Origin of the sequence: Variovorax sp. R-27 (assembly GCF_049913215.1) — a bacterium.
Lineage (GTDB): Bacteria > Pseudomonadota > Gammaproteobacteria > Burkholderiales > Burkholderiaceae_C > Variovorax.
Window position 1 is genome coordinate 2,624,955 of sequence record NZ_CP183984.1, and the last position, 24,639, is coordinate 2,649,593.

Below are 24,639 nucleotides of genomic sequence, written 5' to 3' on the forward strand. Positions count from 1 at the left end.
CATTGGGAGTTGTTGTTTTTTCAGAGGGGAGAAGCCCTGTTTTTCACGTTCGGCGCCCAGGCCATGTCGCGAGCACCACACCCGCGAGGGCAATGACGAACGCAACCAGCTGTGGCGAAGAGAGGTTTTCACCCAGCACGAGCACGCCGACGAGGGCTGCGCTCACGGGCAGCATCACGGCGAAGACACCCGCTTGTGCGGCTGGTACGTGGCGAAGTCCGGTCATCCAGAGCCACACCGTCCAGATGCTTGCAGCGAGCGCATAGACCACGAGCAGCGCCCAAGTGCCGAAGCGCACCGCGGTGAAATCGAACTGCAGCGCGAACCAGATGCCGAAGGGCAGCGAGAGCACGAAGCCCCACAGGTTGATGAGCGAGGCGATGCGCTTGGGCCCCAGGCGTCCCGTGAGCGACTTGCCGATCACCGCGTACGCCGTCTCGCAGAGCACCGCGCAGAACACCAGCAGGTTGCCGAGCCAGGGCATCGATGCCGACGAAGCAGCAGGCGATGCCGGTGCGTGCGCCGGCGAAAGTGCCAGCAGACCGATGCCGAGCGCGGCGCATGCGATGGCCAGGCCGATGCGCACGGTGATGCGCTCGCGCAGGAACAGCCAGCTCGCCACGGCCACGCACGCGGGGATCGACGCCATGATCACGCCCGCCGACACCGCGCTCGTGAGGCTTACGCCGAACAGCATGCAGATCGAGAACATGAAGTTGCCGAGGAACGACTCGAGGAACACCAGCCAGCGCGTGCGCGCGGTCATCGGCGGTTCGTCGGGTGTGCGCTTGAGCCAATGCGGCATGGCCAGCGCGGCGATGCCGAAGCGCAGCCATGCGAGCAGCAGCACAGGAAAGGCGGCGACAAGGGGCTTGGAGAGGGCGACGTAGCCGCCGACGAGCGACATGCTCAGGGCCAGGCAGCCGTAGGCCACGAGGCGGCCTGATGCGGGAGCAGCGGAGTTCAATAGACTGAAGTTCTGTAGTTGCGGAGAAGGCGGTTTCGATGATGCCCCACGTTTTTGTTTACGGCACGCTGCGCCGCGGCGGGCGCAACGACATCGCGCGCTATCGGCCCGCGCCGGTGTGGGTGGGCGATGCGAGCATTTCCGGCACGCTGTATGACCTGGGCGCCTATCCGGGTGTCGTGCTGGGTGGGGTGGGGCGCGTGAAGGGCGAGGTCTATGTCGTCGAGCCCGCGGTCGAGGTAGCACTCGACGTGCTCGAGGAAGTGGCTGACGATGACTCAGGCGAGTACATCAAGCGGCAGGTGCGCGTGGATGTTGGCGGGCAGTGGCTCGATTGCCTGGTCTACGAGATCCATCCGGCGCGCATCGTGGGCCGCCGCGTGATCGAAAGCGGCGATTGGATTGCGCATGCAGCACGAAGCGATGCCTCGTTTTCACAACCGAAAGATTGATTGCGCATTGCGAAATCGGCGGCTGCTGCGCCGCAATATTTTTTCTCAATATGAGAAAAATAATTTTGCATTGAGAAATATATCTGTAAGTGGTTGATTTTGTTGATTGAAAAATATGTCTTCTATAAGACATAAGAGTCTGCAGTCCGATTACAGTAACTCCACGGCCGCAGCGCCCAACCTTCAATCAACCTCACGGAGTGACCATGCCCCAGACCCTCACAGAACAACTCAGCCGCGAACAGCAGATTGCCGCCCTCGAAAAGGAATGGGCCACCGATCCGCGCTGGAAGGGCGTCAAGCGTGGCTACAGCGCGGCCGACGTGGTGCGCCTGCGCGGTTCGTTCCCCATCGAGCACACGCTGGCCAAGCGCGGCGCAGAGAAGCTCTGGGACAAGATCAATGGCGGCTCCAAGAAGGGCTACGTGAACGCGTTCGGCGCGATCTCCGCCGGTCAGGCGATGCAACAGGCCAAGGCTGGCCTGGAAGCCGTGTACCTGTCGGGCTGGCAAGTCGCCGCCGACGGCAACAGCTCCGAGACGATGTACCCCGACCAGTCGCTGTACGCCTACGATTCGGTGCCGACGATGGTCCGTCGCATCAACAACACCTTCCGCCGCGCCGATGAAATCCAGTGGGGCCGCGGTGTCAACCCGGGCGACAAGGAGTTCATCGACTACTTCCTGCCCATCGTGGCCGATGCGGAAGCCGGTTTCGGCGGCGTGCTCAACGCCTTCGAACTGATGAAGAACATGATCACGGCCGGCGCAGCCGGCGTGCACTTCGAAGACCAACTGGCTGCCGTGAAGAAGTGCGGCCACATGGGCGGCAAGGTGCTCGTGCCGACGCATGAAGCCTGCGAGAAGCTGATCGCCGCGCGCTTCGCAGCCGACGTGCTGGGTGTGTCGACCATCGTCCTGGCCCGCACCGACGCGGAAGCCGCGAACCTGATCACCTCCGATCACGACGCCAACGACAAGCCCTTCCTGACGGGCGAGCGCACGCAGGAAGGCTTCTACCGCGTGAAGAACGGCCTGGAGCAAGCCATCAGCCGCGGCGTGGCCTACGCGCCCTACGCAGACCTGGTGTGGTGCGAAACCGGCGTGCCGGACATCGGCTTTGCCCGCGAATTCGCACAAGCCGTGCACGCCGCCTGCCCCGGCAAGCTGCTGTCGTACAACTGCTCGCCTTCCTTCAACTGGAAGAAGAACCTCGACGACAAGCAGATCGCCTCGTTCCAGGAAGACCTGTCGGCCCTGGGCTACAAGTACCAGTTCATCACGCTGGCCGGCATCCACGTCAACTGGTTCAACACCTTCCAGTTCGCCCACGCCTACGCCCGCGGCGAAGGCATGAAGCACTACGTCAACATGGTGCAGGAACCCGAGTTCGCCGCACGCGACAAGGGCTACACCTTCGTGTCGCACCAGCAGGAAGTGGGCGCCGGTTACTTCGACGACGTGACCACCGTGATCCAGGGCGGTTCGTCCAGCGTGAAGGCGCTGTCGGGCTCGACCGAGGAAGAGCAGTTCCACTGATCGGGTGATCGACCCTCGCGGGTCGGTCTTTCGACAGGCAGATATTTCGCTGTCACTTTCAGCCCGGCCGCGCGCCGGGCTTTTTTGCGTCCGTTGCGTGTTCAGGCTTCGAGGCGCACCTCGCGCACGCCGCGGCCCAGGCGCTGGCGCAGCAGGGTGCGCAGCGTGACACCGTCAGCGTAGCCCACCATGCCGGCGATCTGCTCGAGGCTCTTGTCGCTGGTCTTGAGCAGGTGCACCGCGCGTTCCACGCGCAGGTCCTGCACGTAGGAGAGAGGGCTCTTGCCCAGCACCTGCTGCATGCGGCGGGCCAGCGTGCGCTTGCTGGTGCCCGCGGCCTGTGCGGCCTCGTCGAGCGAGAAGCCGTCGGCCAGCCGGCCGCGCGCCCAGCGCTCGAAGCGCTCCACCAGCGGGTCGGAATGCGAGAGGTGGTCGGAGATCACGTAGGCCGACTGCGACGGCCGCGAGTCGACGATCAGGTAGCGCGCGACCAGCGTGGCGAGTTCGGGGCTGGCCTGGCGCACGATCCACAGCGCCATGTCGACATGGCTCAGCGCTGCGCCGGCCGTGACCAGATTGCCGGAGCTGACCAGCATGCGTGAGTCTTCCAGTTGCACGGCAGGGTAGCGCTGGCGGAACAGCGTGGCCAGCCACCAGGTCGTGGTTGCCTTCTGGTGATCGAGCACGCCCGATTCCGCGAGCACGAAGGTGCCGATACAGGCGGCGGCCAGATTGGCGCTTTTGCTTGCGCGGTCCTGCAATGCGGCGCAGGCGTCGCGCACGTCGGGGCGACACAAGGCGGGTTCCAGTGTTTCGGGCATCTTGCAGCCCAGCGCTGGAACGATCAGCCAATCCGCGGACCCGGCGTCGAGCGCGCGAGCCACCGGAACGGTGAGCCCCTGCGAAGTTCTCACACGCTTGCGAACGCCCGTCACCGTGACTTCGAACGGCGCCACGTCGAGCTGCAGCATGGCCGCGAGTTCGTTGGCAGTGGTGAACACGTCGAGCACCGTGGACAGGCCGGTGTCGAACACTCCATCGAGAGCGAGTACATCGAGCTTCATGGCCATAACGATATCAAAGATGTCAAAAACGCCAATAGCTCCAGAGGCAACGGCTGCCTAGAGTCCATACCAACGCCGCGCAATGTCGCGCGCCGTTCAACTCAGGAGATCACCCATGATCAAGTACGCACTGTTCGCTCGCCTCGAAGCCAAGCCGGGCAAGGAAGGCGATGTAGAGAAGTTCCTCGAAGCCGGCCTTGCGATGGCGCGCGACGAGAAGACCACGCCGATCTGGTTTGCGCTACGCCTGTCGCCGAGCACCTTCGGCGTGTTCGACGCGTTCGAAGACGAAGCAGGTCGCCAGGCTCATTTGACCGGCCCGATCGCCCAGGCGCTGATGGCGAAGGCTCCCGAGCTGTTCGCCAAGCCGCCGTCTATCGAGCCCATTGAAGTGCTGGGACTCAAGAATGCGGCGCCCGCGTCCTGAACGGGCAGCGGCTAGAATTGCGGGCTCTGCACTCAACAAGAGCGAGAAAGGCACCTTGGTTATGACACCGCGAACTACTCCGCAAGGATTCAGCGGCTTTTTCTTCACTGAAGGAAAAGGCCGGTAGCCCGCGCTCGCTGGTTTCTGCCAGCTCTACAACCAAGCAAAGCGCGGCATCCACCGCGCTTTTTTGTTTTTCTCCCCGAGGTTTTCTTCAAATGATCCAGATCACGCTCCCCGACAACTCGCGCCGCGAGTTCCCCGGCCCGGTTTCGGTGGCCGAAGTCGCCCAGTCCATCGGTCCCGGCCTGGCCAAGATGACGGTGGCCGGCAAGGTCGACGGCAGGCTCGTCGATGCCAGCGACGTCATCGACCATGACGCCAAGCTGCAGATCATCACGCCCAAGGACGACGAAGGCCTGGAAATCATCCGCCATTCGACGGCCCACTTGGTCGGCCATGCGGTGAAGCAGCTCTATCCGACGGCCAAGATGGTGATCGGGCCCGTGATCGACGAAGGCTTCTATTACGACATCTCGTACGAACGCCCGTTCACGCCCGAGGACATGGCCGCCATCGAGGCGCGCATGCGCGAGCTGATCGCGCAGGACTACGACGTGGTCAAGAAGATGACGCCGCGTGCCGAAGTCATCGAAGTCTTCAAGTCGCGCGGCGAGGACTACAAGCTGCGCCTCGTCGAGGACATGCCCGACGAGCAGGCCATGGGCCTGTACTACCACCAGGAATACGTCGACATGTGCCGCGGCCCGCACGTGCCGAACACGCGTTTCCTGAAGGTCTTCAAGCTCACGAAGCTGGCTGGCGCCTACTGGCGCGGCGACGCCAAGAACGAACAACTGCAGCGCATCTACGGCACGGCCTGGGCCGACAAGAAGCAGCTCGACCAGTACATCCAGCGCATCGAGGAAGCCGAGAAGCGCGACCACCGCAAGCTCGGCAAGGAGCTTGACCTGTTCCACATCGACGAAGTGGCGCCGGGCGTGGTGTTCTGGCACCCCAAGGGCTGGGCCGTGTGGCAGGCCGTCGAACAGTACATGCGCGGCATCTACCGCGACACGGGCTATTGGGAAGTGAAGGGCCCGCAGATCCTCGACAAGAGCCTGTGGGAGAAAACGGGCCACTGGCAGAACTATCGCGACAACATGTTCACGACGGAGTCGGAGAAGCGCGAATATGCGCTCAAGCCGATGAACTGCCCGGGCCACGTGCTGATCTTCAAGAGCGACCTGCGCAGCTACCGCGACCTGCCGCTGCGTTACGGCGAATTCGGCCAGTGCCACCGCAACGAGCCCAGCGGTGCGCTGCACGGCATCATGCGCGTGCGCGGCTTCACGCAGGACGACGGGCACATCTTCTGTACGGAGGACCAGATCCTCGACGAGTGCATCGCGTACACGGAGCAGCTGCAGAAGGTCTATGCCGACTTCGGCTTCACGGACATTCTCTACAAGGTTGCCACGCGGCCCGAGAACCGCGTCGGCTCCGACGAGCTGTGGGACAAGGCCGAGCATGCGGTGATGGAATCGTTGCGCCGTTCGGGCGTCGATTTCGTCATTGCACCGGGCGACGGCGCCTTCTACGGCCCCAAGATCGAATACACGCTGCGCGATGCCATCGGCCGCCAGTGGCAGTGCGGCACGATGCAGGTCGACTTCAACACGGCCGAGCGCCTGGGCGGCGAATACGTGACGGAATCGAGCGGCCGCGCGCACCCCGTGATGCTGCACCGCGCGATCGTCGGCAGCCTCGAGCGCTTCATCGGCATGCTGATCGAACACCACTCGGGCGCGCTGCCTGCGTGGCTCGCTCCGGTGCAGGTGGCGGTGCTCAATATCAGTGAAGGACAGGCTGATTACGCTGCGCAAGTTGCGAAAGCGCTGCAAAATCAAGGGCTTAGGGTTCAGCTTGACCTGCACAACGAGAAGATTACGTATAAAATACGGAAGCATTCGTTGCAAAAGCTCCCTTATATCGTTGTCGTAGGCGACAAGGAAAAGGAAGCAGGTGCCGTCGCAGTGCGCGCCCGGGGCAATCAAGACCTCGGTGCAATGTCCCTCGAATCGTTCGTGCAACGGCTCGTCCAGGATATTGCCGACAAGCGTTGATTTGTCTTCGGAACACCCCATATGTTTCAAAGCCAAATCATGCCGTTTGTCCGCGAGGACTGACCGGTGTTCGCTACAGATTTTGTAGCAAATTTTGAAGGATTCTGACCATCGCTACTGCATTCCGCGACCGCCGCCACCGCGAGGAACGCCAACACCGCCTGAACCGGGAAATCATGGCCCCGGAAGTCCGCCTGATCGGCCCGGATAACGAGCAATTGGGTGTCGTGAGTCTTGCCGAGGCTCTGCGCCTTGCCGGTGAGCAGGACGTGGACCTGGTGGAGGTCGTTGCGGCGGCCAACCCGCCCGTGTGCCGCCTGATCGAGTACGGCAAGTTCAAGTACCACGAGCAGAAGAAGGCAGCCGAGGCGAAGTCGAAGCAGAAGGTCATCGAGGTCAAGGAAATCAAGTTCCGGCCCGGTACCGACGATGGCGACTACAACATCAAGATGCGCAACATCAAGCGCTTTCTTGATGAGGGCGACAAATGCAAGATCACGCTGCGCTTCCGCGGCCGCGAGATCACGCACCAGGAGCTCGGTCTGGCTTTGCTGCAGCGTATTCGCGACGAACTGGGTGACCTGATCATGGTCGAGCAGTTTCCGAAGCTCGAAGGCCGGCAGATGATCATGATGATCGCGCCGGGTCGCAAGAAGGCTGGTGGCGCTGCGCCGAAGCCGGCTGCAGATGCCGCTGCCGCGCCGGCAGCGTCGCCCGCAACAGCCTGAGCGTCAGGGTTGCAGTAGAGAAGAGAAGGTTCGAAGGGATTTCGCCCTTGCCAGCGCCTCGCAAGAGATGCCGGCAGGGGCGGGATAAAGAAGTGTCTCGGGGCCAACAAGTCCGTGGAGCATCCATGGCGCCTCACGAGCACAAACTAAAGGAGCATTCACATGCCCAAAATGAAGACCAAGAGCAGCGCGAAAAAACGTTTCCGCGTTCGTCCCGGTGGCACCGTCAAGCGCGGTCAAGCCTTCAAGCGTCACATCTTGACGAAGAAGACCACCAAGAACAAGCGTCACCTGCGTGGTGCAGTCGCAGTGCATGAGACCAACATGGTTTCTGTCGCCGCCATGCTGCCCGGCCGTGGCATTTAACTCAGACGAACAAGGAGTACACACATGCCTCGCGTCAAACGTGGTGTAACGGCTCGCGCCCGCCACAAGAAAGTTCTCGCACTCGCCAAGGGTTTCCGCGGTCGCCGCGGCAATGTCTTCCGCGTCGCCAAACAGGCGGTGATGAAGGCAGGCCAATACGCCTACCGTGACCGCCGTACCAAGAAGCGCGTGTTCCGTCAGCTGTGGATCGCGCGTATCAACGCCGCCTCGCGTGAACTGGGCCTGACCTACAGCCAGTTCGCCAACGGCATCCGCAAGGCCGGTATCGAGATCGACCGCAAGATGCTTGCGGACATCGCCGTGCACGACAAGGCCGCTTTTGCCGGCATCGTGGAGCAGGTCAAGGCCAAGCTGGCTGCTTGATTCTGCACAGCAGGGATGCTGCCTCCGGGCAGCTTCCTGCGCCCACGGCTCAAGGGCTGGCGCTTGAAAAGGCTCCAGCTCTTTTTTATTTCCCCTCGAAGATTTTTGTTGCTATGAACGAGTTGGACTCCCTGGTCGACACCGCACGCGCCGCCTTCGCCGAAGCGAAAACGCCCGCCGAGCTCGAAAACGCCAAGGCCCAGTTCCTCGGCAAGTCGGGCCGCATCACCGAGCTGATGAAGGGCATGGCCGCGCTGAGTGTCGAAGAGAAGAAGTCCCGCGGCGCAGCGATCAATGTCGCCAAGCAGGCCATCGAGGCCGCGTTGACCGACCGCCGCCAGCAACTGGCCGACGAAGAGCTCTCGCTGCAACTGCGCGCCGAAGCGCTCGACGTGAGCCTGCCAGGCCGTCGCCGCATTCCCGGCGGACTGCACCCCGTGAGTCGTACCCTGGAGCGCATCGAGGAGATCTTCTCCAGCATGGGTTTCGACGTGGCCGACGGCCCCGAAGTCGAGAGCGACTGGCACAGCTTCACCTCGCTCAACAATCCGCCGAATCATCCGGCGCGTTCGATGCAGGACACCTTCTACGTCGACATCAACGGCGACGACGGCATTCCCTACAACCTGCGTCCGCACACCAGCCCGATGCAGGTGCGCTATGCGCATCAGCACATCAAGAAGTACGCCGCCGAGTTCGCAGCCGCTGCGGCCGACACTACCGGCACCGTGAAGGCGCCCGAGATCCGCGTGATCGCCCCGGGCCGCACCTACCGCGTCGACAGCGACGCCACCCACTCGCCCATGTTCCACCAGTGCGAAGGCCTGTGGCTCGGCGAGAACGTGAGCTTCAAGGACCTGAAGGTCGTCTTCACCGACTTCTGCCGCACCTTCTTCGAGCGCGATGATCTCGTGCTGCGCTTCCGTCCGAGCTTCTTCCCGTTCACCGAGCCGAGCGCCGAGATCGACATCCAGTTCGCGAGCGGGCCGCTGGCCGGCCGCTGGCTTGAGGTGTCGGGTTCGGGCCAGGTGCATCCGAACGTGGTTCGCAACATGGGCCTCGACCCCGAGCGCTACATCGGCTTCGCTTTCGGCATGGGCCCTGATCGGCTCACGATGCTGCGCTACGGCGTGAACGACCTGCGCCTCTTCTTCGACGGCGACCTGCGTTTTCTCTCGCAGTTCCAGTAAGCACCCCTCCATAGAAAAACCAGATCGAGATCGAAGAGATGCAATTCCCGGAATCCTGGCTGCGCGAGTTCTGCAACCCACCCCTCGACAGCGCCGCACTGGCCGAAACGCTCACCATGGGCGGCTTCGAGGTCGAAGAGCGCCGACCGGTGGCGCCGCCTTTCACGCGCATCGTGGTCGGCGAAATCAAGGAAGCCGAGCAGCACCCGAATGCCGATCGCCTGCGCGTGTGCCAGGTCGACGCGGGGCAGGGCGCCTTGCTCAATATCGTGTGCGGCGCGCCCAATGCGCGCGTTGGCATCAAGGTGCCTTGCGCACTCGTCGGCGCCGAACTGCCGCCGGGTGAAGACGGCAAGCCCTTCCTCATCAAGCTCGGCAAGCTGCGCGGCGTCGAGAGCCAGGGCATGCTGTGCTCAGCGCGCGAACTGGGTCTGAACGAAGACCACGGCGGCCTGCTCGAGCTCGATGCCGACGCGCCCATCGGTGCCGACGTGCGCGACGTGCTCGAGCTCGACGACGCGCTGCTCACGCTCAAGCTCACCCCCAACCTGGCGCACGGCCTCAGCGTCTACGGCGTGGCGCGCGAACTCGCTGCGCTCACTGGTGCGCCACTCAAGACCCCTGCCATCGCGCCGGTGGCGACGTCGTTCGCCGACGTGTTGCCGGTCAAGGTCGAGGCTCCCGAACTCTGCGGCCGCTTCTCGGGCCGCATCGTGCGCGGCGTCGACACCAAGGTCGCGACGCCAGCATGGATGGTCGAGCGCCTTGCGCGCTGCGGCCAGCGCAGTGTGACGCCGCTGGTCGACATCTCGAACTACGTGATGTTCGAATACGGCCAGCCCAGCCACATCTTCGATCTCGACAAGATCCACGGCGGCCTCACGGTGCGCTGGGGCAAGGCGGGCGAACAGCTCAAGCTGCTCAACGGCACCACCATCACCGTCGACGAGAAGGTCGGCGTGATTGCCGACGACCGCGAAGTCGAATCGCTCGCCGGCATCATGGGCGGCGACGCCACGTCGGTGTCCGACGACACGCGCAACATCTATGTCGAAGCCGCTTTCTGGTGGCCTGAGGCCGTGCAGGGCCGTTCGCGCCGCTTCAACTTCTCGACCGATGCGGGTCACCGCTACGAGCGCGGCGTCGATCCGAGCCGCACCGTGCAGATCATCGAGCGCATCACGCAGCTGATCGTCGAAATCTGCGGCGGCGAGGCCGGCAGGATGGACGACCAGACGCTGAGCGTGCCCGAGGCCGTGCCCGTCACGCTGCGCGTCGAGCGTGCGGCGCGCGTGATCGGCATGCCGCTGACGCAGGCGCAATGCGCCGACGCGCTGAATCGCCTCGGTTTCGCGATCACCGAAGGCGAGGGCACGTTGACCGTGACCCCGCCGCCGCATCGCTTCGACCTGCTGATCGAAGAAGACCTGATCGAGGAAGTCGCGCGCCTGATCGGCTTCAACAACCTGCCGACCACCGCGCCGCTCGCCCCCATCACCGCCCGCGTGCGGCCCGAGGCGCAGCGCAGCCGGTTTGCGGTGCGCCGCAGCGTCGCAGCGCTGGGCTATCAGGAAACGATCAACTTCAGTTTCGTCGAAGCGCATTGGGAGCAAGACCTTGCAGGCAATGCCAACCCGATCAAGCTGCTGAACCCCATCGCCAGCCAGATGAGCGTGATGCGCTCGTCGCTGCTGGGCTCGCTGCTGCAGGTGCTCAAGTTCAACCTCGACCGCAAGGCGCCTCGCGTGCGCGTGTTCGAAGTGGGCCGTGTGTTCATGCGCGACGACAGCGTTGCCACCACCGACAGCACCGTGCGCGGCGTGAACCAGCCGATGCGCGTGGCGGGCCTCGCCTGGGGCGACGCCGACGAGTCGCGCTGGGACGGCAAGCCGCAGCGCGTCGACTTCTACGACGTCAAGGGCGACGTCGAAGCACTGCTCGCGCCGCTGGTGCCCAGCTTCGAGGTGGCCGAGCATCCGGCCCTGCACCCGGGCCGTTCGGCGCGTGTGCTGGTTGGCGGCAAGGCCGTCGGCTTCGTCGGCGAACTGCATCCGCGCTGGCGCCAGAAGTGGGACTTCGCTCAAGCGCCCGTGTTGTTCGAACTCGACCTTGACGCCGTCACGGCGCGCCCCGTGCCGGTGGCACAGCCGGTGCCCAAGCACCAGGCCGTGGAGCGCGACCTTGCCGTGGTCGTGGCCGAAGCCGTTACGCACGATGCACTGGTGCAGGCCATTCGCGCAACGACAGCTGCGCAGGGACTGCTGCGCGACGTGACGCTGTTCGACATCTATCGCCCGCAGCCGCTGCGTGATGGTGCCGTGGCTGCGCCGGGCGCGCTGGCGCAAGGCGAGAAGAGCATGGCGGTTCGTCTCAGTTTCCAGAGCGACAACGCCACCCTGACGGACGAGCAGGTCGAGCCCGCAGTCCGTGCAATCGTCGAACAACTGGACGCCAAGCTCGGCGGCCGCTTGAGGGGATGATGAGAATGAACGCTGCCGAATTCACGCTCGAGGCCCTCGAAACGCCTGCGCTCACCAAGGCGCATCTGGCCGATCTGCTGTTCGAGCAGATCGGCCTGAACAAGCGCGAGTCCAAGGACATGGTCGAGGCGTTCTTCGAGCTCGTGGCCAGCAGTCTCGTCGAAGGCACGGACGTGAAGATCTCGGGCTTCGGCAACTTCCAGATCCGCGTGAAGGCGCCCCGGCCGGGCCGCAACCCGCGCACGGGCGAGGCCATTCCGATCGGCGAGCGCCGCGTGGCCACGTTCCACGCGAGTGCGAAGCTCAAGGAGCAGATTCATGGAAGCATCGATCAGAACGGCGCATCCGAAGTCGAGTGGAGCCTGGGCGCCGAATAGTGCTTGGTGCTGCGCGCCTGCGTAGAGTAATCTCTCAGGTTTCCCGCGCACAGTCTTGATTTCAATGGAGAAAACGCTCCCTCCGATTCCCGTCAAACGCTACTTCACCATTGGTGAGGTCGGCGAACTGTGCGGCGTCAAGCCGCACGTGCTGCGTTATTGGGAGCAGGAGTTCACGCAGCTGCGGCCCATGAAGCGGCGCGGCAACCGCCGCTACTACCAGCACCACGAGGTGCTCATGATCCGCCGCATACGTGATCTGCTCTACGACCAGGGCTTCACGATCAGCGGTGCGCGCAACAAGCTTCAGGAGCTCGTGCAAGGTGAACGCGACCGTCGCAAGGCGGGCGAGGTGCCGCTCGACGGCATGGAGGCCATCGAAATCGACCAGGAAGAATTCGATGCCGCCGTGGTGCAGGATTCGCCCTCGTCGTCTGCCACGCAGACGGTCGACCTGTCGCAGTTGTTGCACCTGCGGCGCGAACTCTTTGAAATTCGTGAGCTGCTGACCCTCGGACGCTGAATTTCAACCGCTATAATCGAGAGCTTCGGTGTGTGGCGCAGCCTGGTAGCGCACTTGCATGGGGTGCAAGGGGTCGAAGGTTCGAATCCTTTCACACCGACCAAAATCAGCAGACAGAACGACGGGTTACGCTCACAAGGTGTAACCCGTTTTTCTTTGGCCCAGAAAAATGGACGCGGCTCTTGCGGGCAGCCAAAAAAAAGCTCGCACAAAGGCGAGCTGAAGGACCCCGTTCTTGCGCATGGGGTCGGAGGGAGGAGCCCGCCGGAGGGAGGCGGGCAAGCCGATGATCGCGACCAATCTGGGAGACATTGAGGATGAGGGCGCACCGGATATCCCCCTGATGGCAATCTTGAAGTATTGCTAATGCAAAGGAACTAGTTCCTTGGGGCGCTGCGGGTTCGAGGCCTATCCTCAGCCCCAACATGAACGTCACACAGCAACAACTACAACTCCTCGTCAACCTGCCCGATGGCTGGTCGAGCCGCATCGATATCAAGCAGACCACCAGCGGCCGCTATGCGGGCGTTGCCGAGTTGAGCCTTCGTGGGCTCAGGCGGGGAGTGGTCGTATTCATGCAGCAGCCCACGCTGGAGGCTGCATTGCAGCGGGTGCGGCTCCGGGCCAGCCAGTTCGCGAGAGAGCGGCTCTCCTTGCCGGCTGCCAAGTCGTAGATGCCGCTCTTGTAGGTTGGGCTTTTCTATCCCGCACATGAGGATTCCCAACCCACGAACACCCCGCCGCGCGGCACCATTGAGCTTCACTGAAGGAGAACAACGCCATGAAGGCATTCAGGAAGTTCGTCGGCGGCGCCATTTCTATCGCCGGGGCCGTGGTGCTTGTAGCGCAGCACCTGTAAGGGGCACCAAGGGCGATCAGCCGAAGGTGAACACGTAGGCCTGCGCGCCCGCGTCGAGAAAATCGATTTCGAACAGGCGGTCTTTTTCGTTCGCCGTCTGGCGCACCAGTTGGTACAGGCGCTGTCCATCGATGGTGCCGTTGCCTTGCGCATCGGTATCGGTGCCGTGGTCCGCAAGCGGTGGCTTCCCATCGATCAGAACCTTGAAGCGCACGGGCTTGCCATCGGCTGACGGGCCGAGCACCAGATGCAGGTCGCGTGCATGAAAGCGATAGGCGATGCGCCCATTGGCCCGCACCAGCACCGCGCGTTCGCTTTCCACCGCCCATTCGCCGCTCAGTGCCCACCGGTTGGCGCGCAGTGATGAAGCCGCGGGATAGACCCGCGCACGATCCTTCGCGATACCACCAGGCGAGGCGAAGCTCTGCGCGCGCTCGTAGCCCAGGTAGGTCTCGCCCGACAGGGCCGGCGACACAGCCGGCGCAGCCTGCGTACCCTTGCCTTCCGGCGAAACCGTGTCGGCCGGCACGACGGGCCGCCCGGCTTCCGACAGCAACTGCTGGATGACCTGTTCCGACTTCGCGTACTGTCCCTCGCCGAACTGGTGATGTCTGATGCGCCCCTGCGCATCGACGACATAGAACGCCGGCCAGTACTGGTTGCCGAAAGAGCGCCAGATCGCGTAGTTGCTGTCGACGGCCACCGGGAAGCCAATGCCCAGGTCCTTCGTTGCGCGGCGCACGTTGGCAGGCTGCTTCTCGAACGCGAACTCCGGCGCATGCACGCCGACCACCACCAGCCCCGCGTCCTTGTATTTCTCGGCCCATGCGCGAACGTAGGGCAGGGTGCGCAGGCAGTTGATGCACGAGTAGGTCCAGAAGTCGACCAGCACGACCTTGCCGCGCAGGCCCTCGGGCGTCAGCGGCGCGGAGTTGAGCCACTCGGTGGCGCCGGCCAGCGAAGGAAAGCCACCTTCGTCGGGCAGTGCCAATGCGGGCTTCTTCGGCTCCGGTTGCGTCGACGTCAGCATCAGGCCGCCCGGGTCGATGGAGGCCTGAGGTTGCGGCGACGGCATGGGCATGTCGATCTTCTCCACCAGTGCTTTCTCCAGCGCCGAAGTTGTGCCGACAGAGAGGCGGCTGAGCAGCCCGGTGTCCAGCCCCAGCGCAATGGCGCCGACGCCCACAAGAACGGCCACGCCAGCCACGCGCCGCATCCATTCACCGGTGCGCAGCGAGCCCTTCATCGCCGAGAACAGCCGACCGCCAAAGAGCAGCGCAGCCGCCAGCGAGGTGCATGCACCGGCCGCATAGGCCAGCAACAACAATGACGTGCCGATGCTCGCGCCGTTGAGTGCGGCGCCAGTCAGGATCAGCCCGAGGATCGGCCCCGCGCACGGCGCCCACAGCAGCCCCGTGCCAACCCCCAGCAACAGCGGCGAGAACACCGACGCCTTCTCCGAGGCAGGCCCAGACAACCGCAAGCCAAGCGCTACCAGCGGACGGCTCAGCCGGTCGGCCACCGATGGAAACAGCAGCGTCACGCCGAACTCCGCCAGCAACGCGATCGCCGCAAGGCGCCCGTACTCGTTGAGCGCTACGACCCAGCCGCCGCCCACCGCCGCCAGTGTGGCGATGGCCGAGAACGCCAGCGCCATGCCCAGCAGCATCGGCAGGCCATGCGAGCGGAACGGCCGATCGGCCCTCGCAAAGACGAACGGGAGCACGGGCAGGATGCACGGGCTCAGGATGGTGAGCACACCACCCAGGTAGGCAACGATGAGGAGGAGCATGGTCGGAGTCTGGTCAATGGAGGGATGAGGGCGCGGCTCAGTTCGGCGGCGCGGCGCGCGTGCTCATGGTCAGCCGGGCTTCGAGCCCGCCTTCGGGTCGGTTGCGCAGCACCAGCTCCGCGCCCATCGCCATCGCCAGTTGGTGGGCGATGGCCAGGCCCAGTCCGGTGCCGCCGGTGTTGCGGTTGCGTGAGCCTTCCACGCGGTAGAAGGGCTTGAGCACGTTCTCCAGCTGGTCGGGCGGAATGCCCGGTCCGTTGTCGACCACGGCCAGCACCAGCCGGTCGGCCTCGGCATGCACCTGGAGGCGCACGTCAGTGCCGAACTTCAGCGCGTTGTCGATCAGGTTCGTCAATATTCGCCGCAGCGCATTCGGCCGAGTCACGATGGGCTCGCCCGTGCGGCCTTCGAGCAGCACCTGTTCGCCCGAGTCCTCGTAGTCGGCCACCATGCTCTCGAACAGCGCGTCGGCGTCGATGCGGCACGGCGGCTCGGTGGCGCCGTGCAGCGTGCGCGCGTAGGTCACGCCTTCGCGCACCAGGGCGTGCATCGCATCGAGGTCCTGGCGGAATTTGTCGCGGTCCTGATCGCTGTCCATCAGGTCGGTGCGCAGTCGCATGCGGGTGATGGGCGTCTGCAGGTCGTGCGAGATGGCCGCGAGGATTTCCACGCGCTCGGCCATGTAGCCCGCAATGCGCTTCTGCATTGCATTGAATGCGCGCGCCGCGTGCTTCACCTCGGTCGGGCCTTCTTCGGGCAACTGCTGTCCCTTCAGGTCTGGCCCCAGTTCGTCGGCTGCGTCGGCCAGCTGCGCCAGCGGCCGCGTGACCAGCCGCACCGCATACCAGGCGCACACGGCCAGCACCAACAGCTGTATCCACAACAGCCACATCACCCAACTCGACACCGGCATGTCCACGCGCCGCGCATGCACGACCACGGAAGACCCGTCCGACAGCCGCACCTGGATCTGCAAGCTTTGCGGTGGGCTGCCCACCTGGCCGACCTTGACGATCTCGAATGGGCGCATCGCATCGACGATGGCGGCGGCGAACTGTTGCGACATCGGCGTGTCGGGCGGCGTGCCCTGTGCGCTGCCGCCCAGCACGAAGCGGTAGTTGCGCCGCTCCAGCCGCGCGAGCCAGCTTTCGCGCTCGGCGGCCGGTAGCCGGTCGAGGATGGCGACGGAGCTTGCGATGTCGCGCTCGATGCCGATCATCATCAGCTCGCGCATCGCGATGCCGCGTTCGTAGCGGATCGCCGTGAAGGTCAGCAGCTGTGCAATGGCCAGCCCGATGACGATGATCAGCGTCACGCGCGAGAACAGCGAGCGGGGCAGCAGCCGGCGCAGGCCTGCGGGGTTGGCCGGGGCGAGGGGTGCGGGGAGGCTTGCGGATGTAGGCATGGGCTGGTTTATAGACCCGGGCTCGCGCCGCAGATCACTTCTTTGTATTGCAGTGTGTTGGGCGGCAAACGGGACATACAACATTACCTGCCGGGGCCCAGATGCCGTCGCAGCTTCGGCTTTGTATGGCCGTGTATCCGGCGCGGCCCGTACACACGGCCATACAAGAACACCCCTGGCATGACACATGCCGCATACATCCGGCGCATTCAATCGTTCCGTCGCCAACACAAACGAAGGAACGTCCCATGTCCGAAGAACCCATCAACCGTCAACGCCGCTTCCTGCTGGGTGGCGCCGCCGCCAGCCTCGCCGCCGTCGAACTGGCATTCATGAGCAGCACGGCCCACGCGGCCGATACCGCGCCCGCCGCAAGGCCGCGCAAGCTGGAGCCCATCCGCCAGATCAAGGCCGGTGAGCTCGATGTCGGCTACTACGAGGCCGGCCCTGCCGACGGCATTCCGGTGCTCCTGATGCACGGCTACCCCTACGACATCCACAGCTATGCTGAAGTCGCGCCGCTGCTCGCGGCCCGGGGTTGCCGGGTGATCGTGCCGCACCTGCGCGGCCACGGCACCACGCGCTTTCTCGACAGCACCAACCCGCGTTCCGCGCAGCAGGCGGCAGTGGCGCTCGACCAGATCGCGCTGCTCGACGCCCTGAAGATCGACCGCGCCGTCATCGTCGGCTACGACTGGGGCGCGCGCACCGGCTGCATCATCGCGGCGCTCTGGCCCGAGCGCTGCATCGGGCTGCTCTCGGTCAACGGCTACATCATGACCAACCGCCCCGGCAACAAGCTGCCGCTGCCTGCGAAGGTCGAGCTGGGCTGGTGGTACCAGTACTACTTCGCCACCGAGCGCGGCCGCCTCGGGCTGGAAGCGAACCGGCGCGACATCGCGCGCATCCTGTGGACCACGAATTCGCCGAAGTGGGCATACGACGACGCCACCTTCGAGCGCACCGCCGCGTCGTTCGACAACCCTGACTACGTGCAGATCGTCATCCACAACTACCGCTGGCGCCTCGGTCTTGCGGACGGCTTCGCGCAGTACGAGGAATACGAGAAGCGCCTGGCCGCGTTTCCGACGATCAAGGTGCCAGCGATCACGATGGACGGCGACTCCGACGGTGTCGTGCCGGCCACCGACGGCAAGGCCTACGCAGCCAAGTTCACCGGGCCGCGCACGCACCTGGTCGTGAACGCGGGCCACAACGTGCCGCAGGAGACGCCGCAAGTCTTTGCCGATGCGGTGTGGAAGCTCGCGTCGGCAACGTAGTGTGGCCGTCCGGGGCGCCGGATACACAGGAATACAAACCCGCTTGTCCCGGCCCGCAGCCGGGCTACATTGCGGCTTCCGACGTACCGGCCACCCGCATGACGACCTCGAAGACCTCCGACCACATCCTCATCGTCGACGACGACCGGGAAATCCGCGAACTGCTCACCACGTATCTGGTCAAGAACGGCCTGCGCGTGGTCGCGGTGCCCACGGGGCGGCACATGCGCGCGGCGCTGGAGGAGTCGGGGCCGTTCGATCTCATCATCCTCGACCTGATGCTGCCGGGCGAAGACGGGCTCACGCTGTGCCGTGACCTTCGCACTGGCAAGTACAAGGCGACGCCGATCCTCATGCTCACTGCGCGCAGCGAGGAGGCGGACCGCATCCTCGGTCTGGAAATGGGCGCCGACGACTATCTGGCCAAGCCGTTTTCCGCCCGCGAACTGCTGGCGCGCATGCGCTCGGTGCTGCGCCGCACGCGCATGCTGCCGCCGAACATGCGCTCGACCGAGTCGGCCTCGAAGCTGGGGTTCGGCGAGTGGCAGGTAGACACCACTGCGCGCCACCTGATCGACGACAGCGGGGTGATGGTGGCTCTCAGCGGTGCGGAGTACCGGCTGCTGCGCGTATTTCTCGACCACCCGCAGAAGGTGCTGAGCCGCGACCAACTGCTGAGTCTCACGCAGGGGCGCGAGGCCGAGCTTTTCGAGCGCTCGATCGACCTGCTCGTGAGCCGGCTGCGTCAGCGTCTACGAGACGATGCGCGCGAGCCGCGCTTCATCAAGACGGTGCGCAGTGAGGGCTACGTTTTTTCTTCGACTGTCGAGGCGTTGGACTGAATCGTGCTGTGATGCACTGGCAGCTCACCGGGTTTCGTATCTCGTGGGTGATGCCGCCGGCTAGGAAGAGTAGGGCGAACCAGAGCTTCTTCATTCCTCAAGACCCTGCCGGCGCAGGCTCAGCCAGCAGCGCCTGGATCTTCTTTTCCGTAGTGCCATAGCTGCCTTCGCCAAAGTGCGAATAGACGATCTTTCCCTGCTTGTCGATCAGGTACACCGCAGGCCAATATTGGTTCCTGAAGGCCTTCCAGGTGCCGTAGCTGTTGTCTTGCGCCACCGCGTGCCTGATCTGCAGCCGCTGGATCGCGTCCTTCACGTTCTTCGTCGATTTCTCGTACGCGAACTCCGGCGTGTGCACGCCGACGACGATCAGGCCTTTGTCCTTGTACTTCTCGTTCCAGTCCTTCACGTAAGGCAGGTGGTTGAGGCAGTTGATGCAGGTGTAGGTCCAGAAGTCGACCAGCACGACCTTGCCGTGCAGCTCACTGAGCTTCAGCGGCTGCGAGTTGAGCCAGGTGTCGATGTTCTGGAATTCAGGCGCTGGCACCGCCTCGGCGGCCGGAACGTCGCCGCCGAGCGGCGATGGTGCGGCAAAGGTCAGCGTGAGGGCCGCCGCCGAGGCCGCGATGGCGACGGCGAAGAAGAGGGTGGAAGAGCGAAAGCGCATGGTGGTTCCTTCGGAAGAGTGACGGGCGTTCGTCTGTGAACGGAGCCGATTCTTCGTTGGGCCACCCTGCCGTGGCGCGAAACGCGTATGCCTCTGTATCCGCGGGGGGAAACCCACACACTACGTTTCACGCACACCCAGTCGAGTGCAGGATCAATCGACCCTGATGTTGCGCGCCTTCACCAGCGCGCTCACTCTTCCCGTCTCGTCCTGCACGAACTTCGCGAAGGCCTCGGGCGTGGTGCCGGCCGGCTCCAGGCCGAGTTGCAGCAGCTTTTGCCGTACCGTCGGGTCGTTGACCGCAGCCTGCACCGCCTTGCCGAGTTTCTGCACGATGTCGGCCGGCGTGCCCTTGGGCAGGAATACGCCGTTCCACTCGACCACGTTGTAGCCCGGCAGGCCCGACTCCGCGAGCGTCGGCGTGTCGGGCAGCCCCGGCACGCGCTTGATGGAGCTCACGCCCAGCGCGCGCAGCTTGCCTCCCTTGACGTAGCCCAGCGTCGACGCCACGTTGCCGAAATAGGCCGACACCTGCTCTCCCATCACGTCGGTGAGTGCGGGCGCGCCGCCCTTGTAGGGCACGTGCATCAGGTTGATCTTCGCCTGCTCGTTCAGCGCCTCGCCCGCCAGGTGCGAGCCGGTGCCGCCGCCCGCCGACGCAAAGCTCAGCTTGCCCGGGTTCTTGCGCGCGAAGTCGATGAACTCCGCGACGGTCTTGTACGGCGCGCTCGTCGGCACGACGAGGATCTGCGGCGCGGTGGCGACCAGCGACACGGGAATGAAGTCTTTCGCCGCGTCGAAGGGCAGCTTGCGCAGCGACGGATTCACCGAGAACGCCGATGCGTCGTAGAGCACGGTGTAGCCGTCGCCGGCCGCCTTGGCCACGTTGTCGGCGCCAATCACGCCACCCGCGCCCGGCTTGTTGTCGATGACGATCTGCTGGCCCAGCGCAGCGCTCATCTGCTGCGCGACGATGCGCGCGGTGTTGTCGGCGCCGCCGCCCGCGGCGTACGGCACCACCATGCGGATCGGCTTGTCGGGCCAGGCGGCCCAGCCCAGCAGGGGAGCGGCGCAGGCGGCCAGCGCTACGACGGATTTCAGAAGGCGCTTCTGTGGTTGCTTCATGCCAATGTCTCGGAGTTTGTTTGTGGTTCAGGAAAAGTCGTAGAGCTGCGCCGGGTTGTCGACCAGCACGCGGCGGCGCGCGGCCTCGTCGGGAACCCACTGGCCCAGCAGGTCGAACAGCTGAGCGTCGTCAGGCTTGGCGGTGCGCTCGGTCGGGTGGGGCCAGTCGCTGCCCCACACCACGCGGTCGGGTGCCTGCTGCGCCCAGGCTTGTGCAATACCGGTCGTGTCGGCGTAGCCGCCTTCCGCGCCCACACGCGAATCCAGGTAGGCGCCTGACAGCTTGATCCAGGTGCGGCCGTGGTCGAGCTGCCGGCGCGCGACGTCGTATGCGGGATGCGCCAGCGCATCGGGCAGCGGCAGGCGGGCAAGGTGATCGAAGACGATCGTGCAGGGCAGGCGCGCGAGCAGCGCCGCGTGCTCGACGATCTGGTCGGCGTTCCAGTGCAACTGCACATGCCAGCCGAGCGCATGCACGCGCTGCGCCAGCGGCTCGACCATGGCGAAGTCCGTTGCCGCATTCGCCGGTGTGTACAGCGTGAACCGGATGCCGCGGATGCCGCCCGTGTGCAGGCGTTCGAGTTCGGCATCGCTCACCTCGGGCCGTACCACCGCCACGCCGCGCGTGTGCTCGGCGCCAAGCGCCTGAATGGCGGCCAGCGTCACGCTATTGTCCGTGCCGTGGGCGCGCGGCTGAACGACCACCGTGCGCTGCGTGCCGATGCGTTGCTGCAGCAGGCGGTAGTCGGCGGCGGTGGCGTGATCGAGCATGGCATCGGGCGGCCCGTGCAGCGCGAAGCGTCGGTCGTACACATGCATGTGCGCGTCGCACGCGCCTTCGGGTGCCGCGCTTGCGGGCTTGCGAGTGCCGCTGCTGTGGGGCACCACGTTATCGGTGGGCATGTCCTATTCGTCCAAGCGCTGCGCGGCCAGCACGCCTGCTGTGTGTTGCCCCAGCGTCGGCGCGGCAAAGGGCTCCGGCCCCGGCGTACGGCCGAATCGCACCGGCCGGGTGAAGCCGCGGTACGAGCCGAGCGTGGGGTGCGCGAAGTTCGCCACCATGTCCTCGGCCAGCACCTGTTCGTTGTCGAACATGTCTTCCACGGTGCGTGCTGCCGCGCAGGGCACTTCCTCGCCGAACAGTTCTTCCCATTCGAGCGCGGTGCGCGCGGCCAGCGCGGCGCGCAGCTTCGGAACGATCTCGGCGGCATGCTGCGCGCGCTTGCGCACCGAGTCGTAGCGCTCGTCGCCCGCCAGCTCCGGCAGGTCGACCTTGGCGCACAGCGCCTGCCAGAAGTGCGGCGTGTTGGCCGAGATGTAGATGTGCCCCTCGCGCGTGGGGTGAAGACCGGTGATGCCGCCCGAGCGCATGTCGCGCCCCACGTCTTTCGGCTCGCCCTCGGCCCACACCATGCGGGCCGACTGCATCGTGAGCGCGGAGCGCAGCAGCGAAACGCCGACGAATTGGCCTTCGCCGCTTTTCTCCCGCTCGTACAGCGCGGAGGCCACGCCGGCAGCCACCAGCGCGGCCGCGTAGTAGTCGACCACCGAGCCGTAGATGATCTCGGGCGGCTCGCCGCGCTTGCCTTGCAGCGCGCACATGCCGGTCATGGTCTGCAGCACCTGGTCGTAGCCCGCCTTCTCGCGCAGTGGCCCTGTCTCGCCATAGCCGGTGACGGCGCAGTAGATCAGGCGTGGGTTCACCATCTTCAACTGGTCGTACGCAATGCCCAGCCGTGGTGGCACGCTGGGGCGGAAGTTGTGCACCAGCACGTCGGCCGTGCGCACCAGCGCCATCAGCGCGGCGAGGTCCTGCGGGCTCTTGAGATCGAGCACCACGCCCAGCTTGCTGCGGTTGACGCCGATGAACGCACGGCTTTCGGCTTCCAGCGTCGATGGGTACTTGCGCAGGTTGTCGCCCGTGGGCGGCTCGATCTTGATGACTTCCGCGCCCTGGTCGGCCAGCAGCGAGCAACCGTACGGGCCCGCGATGTAGGCGCTCAGGTCGAGCACGCGCAGGCCGCTCAACGGCCCGGCGGGGCCCTGGCGCGCGGGCAGGTGCTTGTCGTCGCCAGCGTTGTCGGGGGCGGTAGTGCTCATGGGTTCTTCTTTCCTCAGTCGGCTGTGATGTTCTGTTGCTTTGCCAGCTTCTTCCAGCGTTCCACGTCGTCGGCGATCACGGTGCCGAACTGGGCCGACGTGAGCGGCGTGGCGATGGCGCCTTCGCGCAGGAAGTTGGCCGTGATCTCGGGCCTGGCCAGGATCTGGTTGACGGCGCCATTGAGCTTGGCTACCACGTCGGGCGGCGTACCCGCCGGTGCCAGCAGGCCCCACCAGAGTTCGAATTCGTAGCCGGGCACCGCGGTGGCCATTGGCGTGAGATCAGGCGCGACGGGGCTGGGCTTCAGGCTCGTGATGCCCACGGCGCGCAGCTTGCCGGCACGCACCATCGGCAGCAGCGACGGGCCGCTTGAAATCAGCAGCTGCGTCTGGTTGCCGATCAGGTCAGTCACGGCCGGACCCATGCCCTTGTAGGGGATGTGCGCAATCTGCAGGTCGCCCACCTTGGCCTTGAGCAGCTCGGTGCCGAACTGGTTCACGCTGCCCGAGCCCGACGAGGCGTAGTTGTACTGGCCCGGCTTGGCCTTGATGGCGGCGATCAGCTCGGCCGGTGTCTTCGCGGGAAACTCGTTGTTGACCGCGACGATGAACGGGCCCTTGGCGAACATGGCCACGGGCGCGAGGCCTTTCACCGGATCGAAGGGCATCTTCGATTGCACGGCTGCGTTGGTCGTCATGCTGGACGACACCGCCACCAGCGTGTAGCCGTCGGGCGCGGCGCGCGCCACCTGCGCCGTACCGGTGTTGCCGCTCGCGCCGGGGCGGTTGTCGATGATCACGGGCTGCTTGAGCTGGTCGCCCAGCTCCTTGGCTACCTGTCGCGCGAAGGTGTCGTTGGAACCGCCGGCCGGGTAGGGCACCACGATCGTGATGGCCTTGCCGGGATAGGCGCCCTGGGCGAATGCCGCGCCGGCAAGCGCTGCCGCTGCAACAAAGGCGAGCACGCGCGGGCGAAGGATGGATGGGAATTGCATTTTGTTGTCTCCGGTTTCTTATTGATGGAAAGCTCAGCTCGCAAGCAGCCCAAGGCTGCGTGCACTCTCGACGATGGCGCGCGCGCGAATCACGAAAGGGATGTCGATCATTTTTCCGTCCACCACGTAGGCGCCGATGCCGTTGGCATCGGCTTCGCGCGCCGCCTCGACCACCTTGCAGGCGTGCGCGATCTCTTCATCCGTGGGACGGAACACCTCGTTGGCGATGGCGATCTGGCTCGGGTGGATGCAGGTCTTGCCCAGAAAGCCGAGGTCGCGCGCCAGCATGGCTTCGGCGCGGTAGCCCTCGGCATCGCGGATGTTCGCGAATGCGCCGTCGTAGGCATACACGCCCGCTTCGCCGGCTGCGATGCGCACTGCGAACATCGCCTGGCGAATCGCTGAAGGTTCGCGCCGGGCGATGCTCAGCGGCTCGAACAGGTCGCCCAGCCCCAACTGCAGCCCCGACACGCGCGGATGCGCCAGTGCGAGTTCTGCTGCCGTGCGCAGGGCGGTGGGTGTCTCGATGTTCAGCAGCAGGCCGATGGGCGCCTGCACGCCGTTGACGCGTTCGGCACGCTCGATGACTTCGACCGCCGTTCGCACGTGCGCCGGGCTTTGCGGCTTCGGCAGGTTGATCAGGTGCACGCCGGCCTGCGCCACTGCCGCCACGTCGCGCTCGAAGTGCGGCGTGTCCATGGCGTTGACGCGAACGATCAGTGTCTTTTGCGACAGGGCCGCATCGCCGCTGGCAAGCAGCAGCTGGCGCACGGTCTCGCGCGCCTCGTCCTTGCGCGGCTCGGACACCGCGTCTTCCAGGTCGAGGCAGATGGCGTCCGCCGCACTGGCCAGTGCCTTGGCGAACAGTTCAGGACGGGTGCCGGGAACGAAGAGTTTGCTTCTCATGCATGCAGTGTCCGCAGTTCATGAGAAGAGAAAAACAGCTGCTCCC

General features: G+C 65.0%; 24 protein-coding genes and 1 tRNA gene. 15 read left to right on the forward strand and 10 right to left on the reverse strand.

Going from position 1 to position 24,639, the window contains the following annotated elements:
• Window positions 1–43: 43 nt before the first annotated feature.
• The gene (locus ACN9MV_RS12175; RefSeq protein ID WP_426392406.1) at window positions 44–967 is read right to left on the reverse strand and encodes a DMT family transporter; all 924 of its coding nucleotides are present in this window, start codon (window positions 965–967) and stop codon (window positions 44–46) included.
• Window positions 968–1,005: 38 nt separating this feature from the next.
• Between ACN9MV_RS12175 and ACN9MV_RS12180 the strand changes: the two genes are divergently transcribed.
• A complete protein-coding gene (locus tag ACN9MV_RS12180; RefSeq protein ID WP_426392408.1) occupies window positions 1,006–1,419 on the forward strand; it encodes a gamma-glutamylcyclotransferase family protein in 414 nt (137 codons plus the stop codon).
• A gap of 206 nt (window positions 1,420–1,625) precedes the next feature.
• Window positions 1,626–2,957 (forward strand): isocitrate lyase, encoded by a 1,332-nt coding sequence (gene aceA / locus ACN9MV_RS12185; protein ID WP_093053080.1) that lies wholly within the window; start codon window positions 1,626–1,628, stop codon window positions 2,955–2,957.
• Between the two features lie 101 nt (window positions 2,958–3,058).
• On the opposite strand, the gene ACN9MV_RS12190 is transcribed toward aceA, so the two are convergent.
• A complete protein-coding gene (locus tag ACN9MV_RS12190) occupies window positions 3,059–4,021 on the reverse strand; it encodes a GlxA family transcriptional regulator (protein ID WP_426392410.1) in 963 nt (320 codons plus the stop codon).
• A 115-nt stretch (window positions 4,022–4,136) separates the two neighbouring features.
• Here ACN9MV_RS12190 and ACN9MV_RS12195 point away from each other — a divergent pair, with 115 nt between their 5' ends.
• From ACN9MV_RS12195 to ACN9MV_RS12245, 11 genes are all read left to right on the forward strand, one after another.
• Window positions 4,137–4,448 carry a putative quinol monooxygenase gene (locus ACN9MV_RS12195; protein WP_093081669.1) on the forward strand — a complete coding sequence of 104 codons (312 nt, stop codon included), beginning with the start codon at window positions 4,137–4,139 and terminating at the stop codon, window positions 4,446–4,448.
• A 218-nt stretch (window positions 4,449–4,666) separates the two neighbouring features.
• Complete coding sequence (gene thrS / locus ACN9MV_RS12200) at window positions 4,667–6,574, forward strand: threonine--tRNA ligase (protein WP_426392412.1); 1,908 nt, start codon at window positions 4,667–4,669, stop codon at window positions 6,572–6,574.
• A 176-nt stretch (window positions 6,575–6,750) separates the two neighbouring features.
• Window positions 6,751–7,302: a translation initiation factor IF-3 gene (infC, locus tag ACN9MV_RS12205; protein WP_426392414.1), complete on the forward strand. Its 552-nt coding sequence runs from the start codon at window positions 6,751–6,753 to the stop codon at window positions 7,300–7,302.
• A 162-nt stretch (window positions 7,303–7,464) separates the two neighbouring features.
• On the forward strand, window positions 7,465–7,668 hold the full coding sequence (gene rpmI / locus ACN9MV_RS12210; protein ID WP_007832497.1) for a 50S ribosomal protein L35: 204 nt from the start codon (window positions 7,465–7,467) through the stop codon (window positions 7,666–7,668).
• A 24-nt stretch (window positions 7,669–7,692) separates the two neighbouring features.
• Entirely contained in the window at window positions 7,693–8,052 is a 360-nt protein-coding gene (gene rplT, locus ACN9MV_RS12215; RefSeq protein ID WP_007832499.1) for a 50S ribosomal protein L20, read from the forward strand.
• 113 nt (window positions 8,053–8,165) lie between these two features.
• A complete protein-coding gene (gene pheS / locus ACN9MV_RS12220; protein ID WP_093053069.1) occupies window positions 8,166–9,242 on the forward strand; it encodes a phenylalanine--tRNA ligase subunit alpha in 1,077 nt (358 codons plus the stop codon).
• Window positions 9,243–9,280: 38 nt separating this feature from the next.
• Window positions 9,281–11,722, forward strand: coding sequence for a phenylalanine--tRNA ligase subunit beta (gene pheT, locus ACN9MV_RS12225; RefSeq protein ID WP_426392417.1), 2,442 nt, complete (start codon window positions 9,281–9,283; stop codon window positions 11,720–11,722).
• A 5-nt stretch (window positions 11,723–11,727) separates the two neighbouring features.
• Entirely contained in the window at window positions 11,728–12,099 is a 372-nt protein-coding gene (locus ACN9MV_RS12230; RefSeq protein WP_093053063.1) for an integration host factor subunit alpha, read from the forward strand.
• A 64-nt stretch (window positions 12,100–12,163) separates the two neighbouring features.
• Window positions 12,164–12,622, forward strand: coding sequence for a MerR family transcriptional regulator (locus ACN9MV_RS12235; RefSeq protein ID WP_093053060.1), 459 nt, complete (start codon window positions 12,164–12,166; stop codon window positions 12,620–12,622).
• 26 nt (window positions 12,623–12,648) lie between these two features.
• Window positions 12,649–12,725 (forward strand) — tRNA-Pro (locus ACN9MV_RS12240).
• A 322-nt stretch (window positions 12,726–13,047) separates the two neighbouring features.
• Window positions 13,048–13,296 (forward strand): hypothetical protein, encoded by a 249-nt coding sequence (locus tag ACN9MV_RS12245; RefSeq protein ID WP_093052781.1) that lies wholly within the window; start codon window positions 13,048–13,050, stop codon window positions 13,294–13,296.
• 201 nt (window positions 13,297–13,497) lie between these two features.
• Here the strand turns inward: ACN9MV_RS12245 and ACN9MV_RS12250 are convergent, their stop codons facing one another.
• A complete protein-coding gene (locus ACN9MV_RS12250) occupies window positions 13,498–15,273 on the reverse strand; it encodes a cytochrome c biogenesis protein DipZ (protein WP_426392419.1) in 1,776 nt (591 codons plus the stop codon).
• Window positions 15,274–15,310: 37 nt separating this feature from the next.
• Window positions 15,311–16,678: an ATP-binding protein gene (locus ACN9MV_RS12255; protein ID WP_426392421.1), complete on the reverse strand. Its 1,368-nt coding sequence runs from the start codon at window positions 16,676–16,678 to the stop codon at window positions 15,311–15,313.
• A gap of 248 nt (window positions 16,679–16,926) precedes the next feature.
• Between ACN9MV_RS12255 and ACN9MV_RS12260 the strand changes: the two genes are divergently transcribed.
• A complete protein-coding gene (locus ACN9MV_RS12260) occupies window positions 16,927–17,958 on the forward strand; it encodes an alpha/beta fold hydrolase (protein WP_426392422.1) in 1,032 nt (343 codons plus the stop codon).
• 98 nt (window positions 17,959–18,056) lie between these two features.
• Window positions 18,057–18,800: a response regulator gene (locus tag ACN9MV_RS12265; protein ID WP_093052769.1), complete on the forward strand. Its 744-nt coding sequence runs from the start codon at window positions 18,057–18,059 to the stop codon at window positions 18,798–18,800.
• A 97-nt stretch (window positions 18,801–18,897) separates the two neighbouring features.
• Here the strand turns inward: ACN9MV_RS12265 and ACN9MV_RS12270 are convergent, their stop codons facing one another.
• The 6 genes from ACN9MV_RS12270 to ACN9MV_RS12295 all read right to left on the reverse strand — a co-directional run bounded on the left by ACN9MV_RS12270 (window position 18,898) and on the right by ACN9MV_RS12295 (window position 24,593).
• Complete coding sequence (locus ACN9MV_RS12270) at window positions 18,898–19,467, reverse strand: thioredoxin family protein (protein ID WP_426392424.1); 570 nt, start codon at window positions 19,465–19,467, stop codon at window positions 18,898–18,900.
• Between the two features lie 153 nt (window positions 19,468–19,620).
• The gene (locus tag ACN9MV_RS12275; RefSeq protein ID WP_093176461.1) at window positions 19,621–20,592 is read right to left on the reverse strand and encodes a tripartite tricarboxylate transporter substrate binding protein; all 972 of its coding nucleotides are present in this window, start codon (window positions 20,590–20,592) and stop codon (window positions 19,621–19,623) included.
• A gap of 27 nt (window positions 20,593–20,619) precedes the next feature.
• Entirely contained in the window at window positions 20,620–21,495 is an 876-nt protein-coding gene (locus ACN9MV_RS12280) for an amidohydrolase family protein (protein WP_426392425.1), read from the reverse strand.
• A 3-nt stretch (window positions 21,496–21,498) separates the two neighbouring features.
• Entirely contained in the window at window positions 21,499–22,692 is a 1,194-nt protein-coding gene (locus ACN9MV_RS12285; protein WP_426392427.1) for a CoA transferase, read from the reverse strand.
• A gap of 14 nt (window positions 22,693–22,706) precedes the next feature.
• A complete protein-coding gene (locus ACN9MV_RS12290; protein WP_426392428.1) occupies window positions 22,707–23,687 on the reverse strand; it encodes a tripartite tricarboxylate transporter substrate binding protein in 981 nt (326 codons plus the stop codon).
• A 33-nt stretch (window positions 23,688–23,720) separates the two neighbouring features.
• Entirely contained in the window at window positions 23,721–24,593 is an 873-nt protein-coding gene (locus ACN9MV_RS12295) for an HpcH/HpaI aldolase/citrate lyase family protein (protein ID WP_426392430.1), read from the reverse strand.
• Between the last annotated feature and the right edge of the window lie 46 nt (window positions 24,594–24,639).

Excerpts from the sequence above, each read along its gene's own strand:
- ACN9MV_RS12295 (WP_426392430.1), bottom strand. The coding sequence starts at position 24,593 with ATGAGAAGCAAACTCTTCGTTCCCGGCACCCGTCCTGAACTGTTCGCC.
- rpmI (WP_007832497.1), top strand. The coding sequence starts at position 7,465 with ATGCCCAAAATGAAGACCAAGAGCAGCGCGAAAAAACGTTTCCGCGTT.
- ACN9MV_RS12235 (WP_093053060.1), top strand. The coding sequence starts at position 12,164 with ATGGAGAAAACGCTCCCTCCGATTCCCGTCAAACGCTACTTCACCATT.
- aceA (WP_093053080.1), top strand. The coding sequence starts at position 1,626 with ATGCCCCAGACCCTCACAGAACAACTCAGCCGCGAACAGCAGATTGCC.
- ACN9MV_RS12245 (WP_093052781.1), top strand. The coding sequence starts at position 13,048 with ATGAACGTCACACAGCAACAACTACAACTCCTCGTCAACCTGCCCGAT.
- ACN9MV_RS12260 (WP_426392422.1), top strand. The coding sequence starts at position 16,927 with ATGTCCGAAGAACCCATCAACCGTCAACGCCGCTTCCTGCTGGGTGGC.
- ACN9MV_RS12280 (WP_426392425.1), bottom strand. The coding sequence starts at position 21,495 with ATGCCCACCGATAACGTGGTGCCCCACAGCAGCGGCACTCGCAAGCCC.
- ACN9MV_RS12265 (WP_093052769.1), top strand. The coding sequence starts at position 18,057 with ATGACGACCTCGAAGACCTCCGACCACATCCTCATCGTCGACGACGAC.
- ACN9MV_RS12270 (WP_426392424.1), bottom strand. The coding sequence starts at position 19,467 with ATGCGCTTTCGCTCTTCCACCCTCTTCTTCGCCGTCGCCATCGCGGCC.
- ACN9MV_RS12190 (WP_426392410.1), bottom strand. The coding sequence starts at position 4,021 with ATGAAGCTCGATGTACTCGCTCTCGATGGAGTGTTCGACACCGGCCTG.
- ACN9MV_RS12250 (WP_426392419.1), bottom strand. The coding sequence starts at position 15,273 with ATGCTCCTCCTCATCGTTGCCTACCTGGGTGGTGTGCTCACCATCCTG.
- ACN9MV_RS12255 (WP_426392421.1), bottom strand. The coding sequence starts at position 16,678 with ATGCCTACATCCGCAAGCCTCCCCGCACCCCTCGCCCCGGCCAACCCC.
- pheT (WP_426392417.1), top strand. The coding sequence starts at position 9,281 with ATGCAATTCCCGGAATCCTGGCTGCGCGAGTTCTGCAACCCACCCCTC.
- thrS (WP_426392412.1), top strand. The coding sequence starts at position 4,667 with ATGATCCAGATCACGCTCCCCGACAACTCGCGCCGCGAGTTCCCCGGC.
- ACN9MV_RS12195 (WP_093081669.1), top strand. The coding sequence starts at position 4,137 with ATGATCAAGTACGCACTGTTCGCTCGCCTCGAAGCCAAGCCGGGCAAG.
- ACN9MV_RS12290 (WP_426392428.1), bottom strand. The coding sequence starts at position 23,687 with ATGCAATTCCCATCCATCCTTCGCCCGCGCGTGCTCGCCTTTGTTGCA.
- pheS (WP_093053069.1), top strand. The coding sequence starts at position 8,166 with ATGAACGAGTTGGACTCCCTGGTCGACACCGCACGCGCCGCCTTCGCC.
- infC (WP_426392414.1), top strand. The coding sequence starts at position 6,751 with ATGGCCCCGGAAGTCCGCCTGATCGGCCCGGATAACGAGCAATTGGGT.
- ACN9MV_RS12180 (WP_426392408.1), top strand. The coding sequence starts at position 1,006 with ATGATGCCCCACGTTTTTGTTTACGGCACGCTGCGCCGCGGCGGGCGC.
- ACN9MV_RS12275 (WP_093176461.1), bottom strand. The coding sequence starts at position 20,592 with ATGAAGCAACCACAGAAGCGCCTTCTGAAATCCGTCGTAGCGCTGGCC.
- ACN9MV_RS12230 (WP_093053063.1), top strand. The coding sequence starts at position 11,728 with ATGAACGCTGCCGAATTCACGCTCGAGGCCCTCGAAACGCCTGCGCTC.
- rplT (WP_007832499.1), top strand. The coding sequence starts at position 7,693 with ATGCCTCGCGTCAAACGTGGTGTAACGGCTCGCGCCCGCCACAAGAAA.
- ACN9MV_RS12285 (WP_426392427.1), bottom strand. The coding sequence starts at position 22,692 with ATGAGCACTACCGCCCCCGACAACGCTGGCGACGACAAGCACCTGCCC.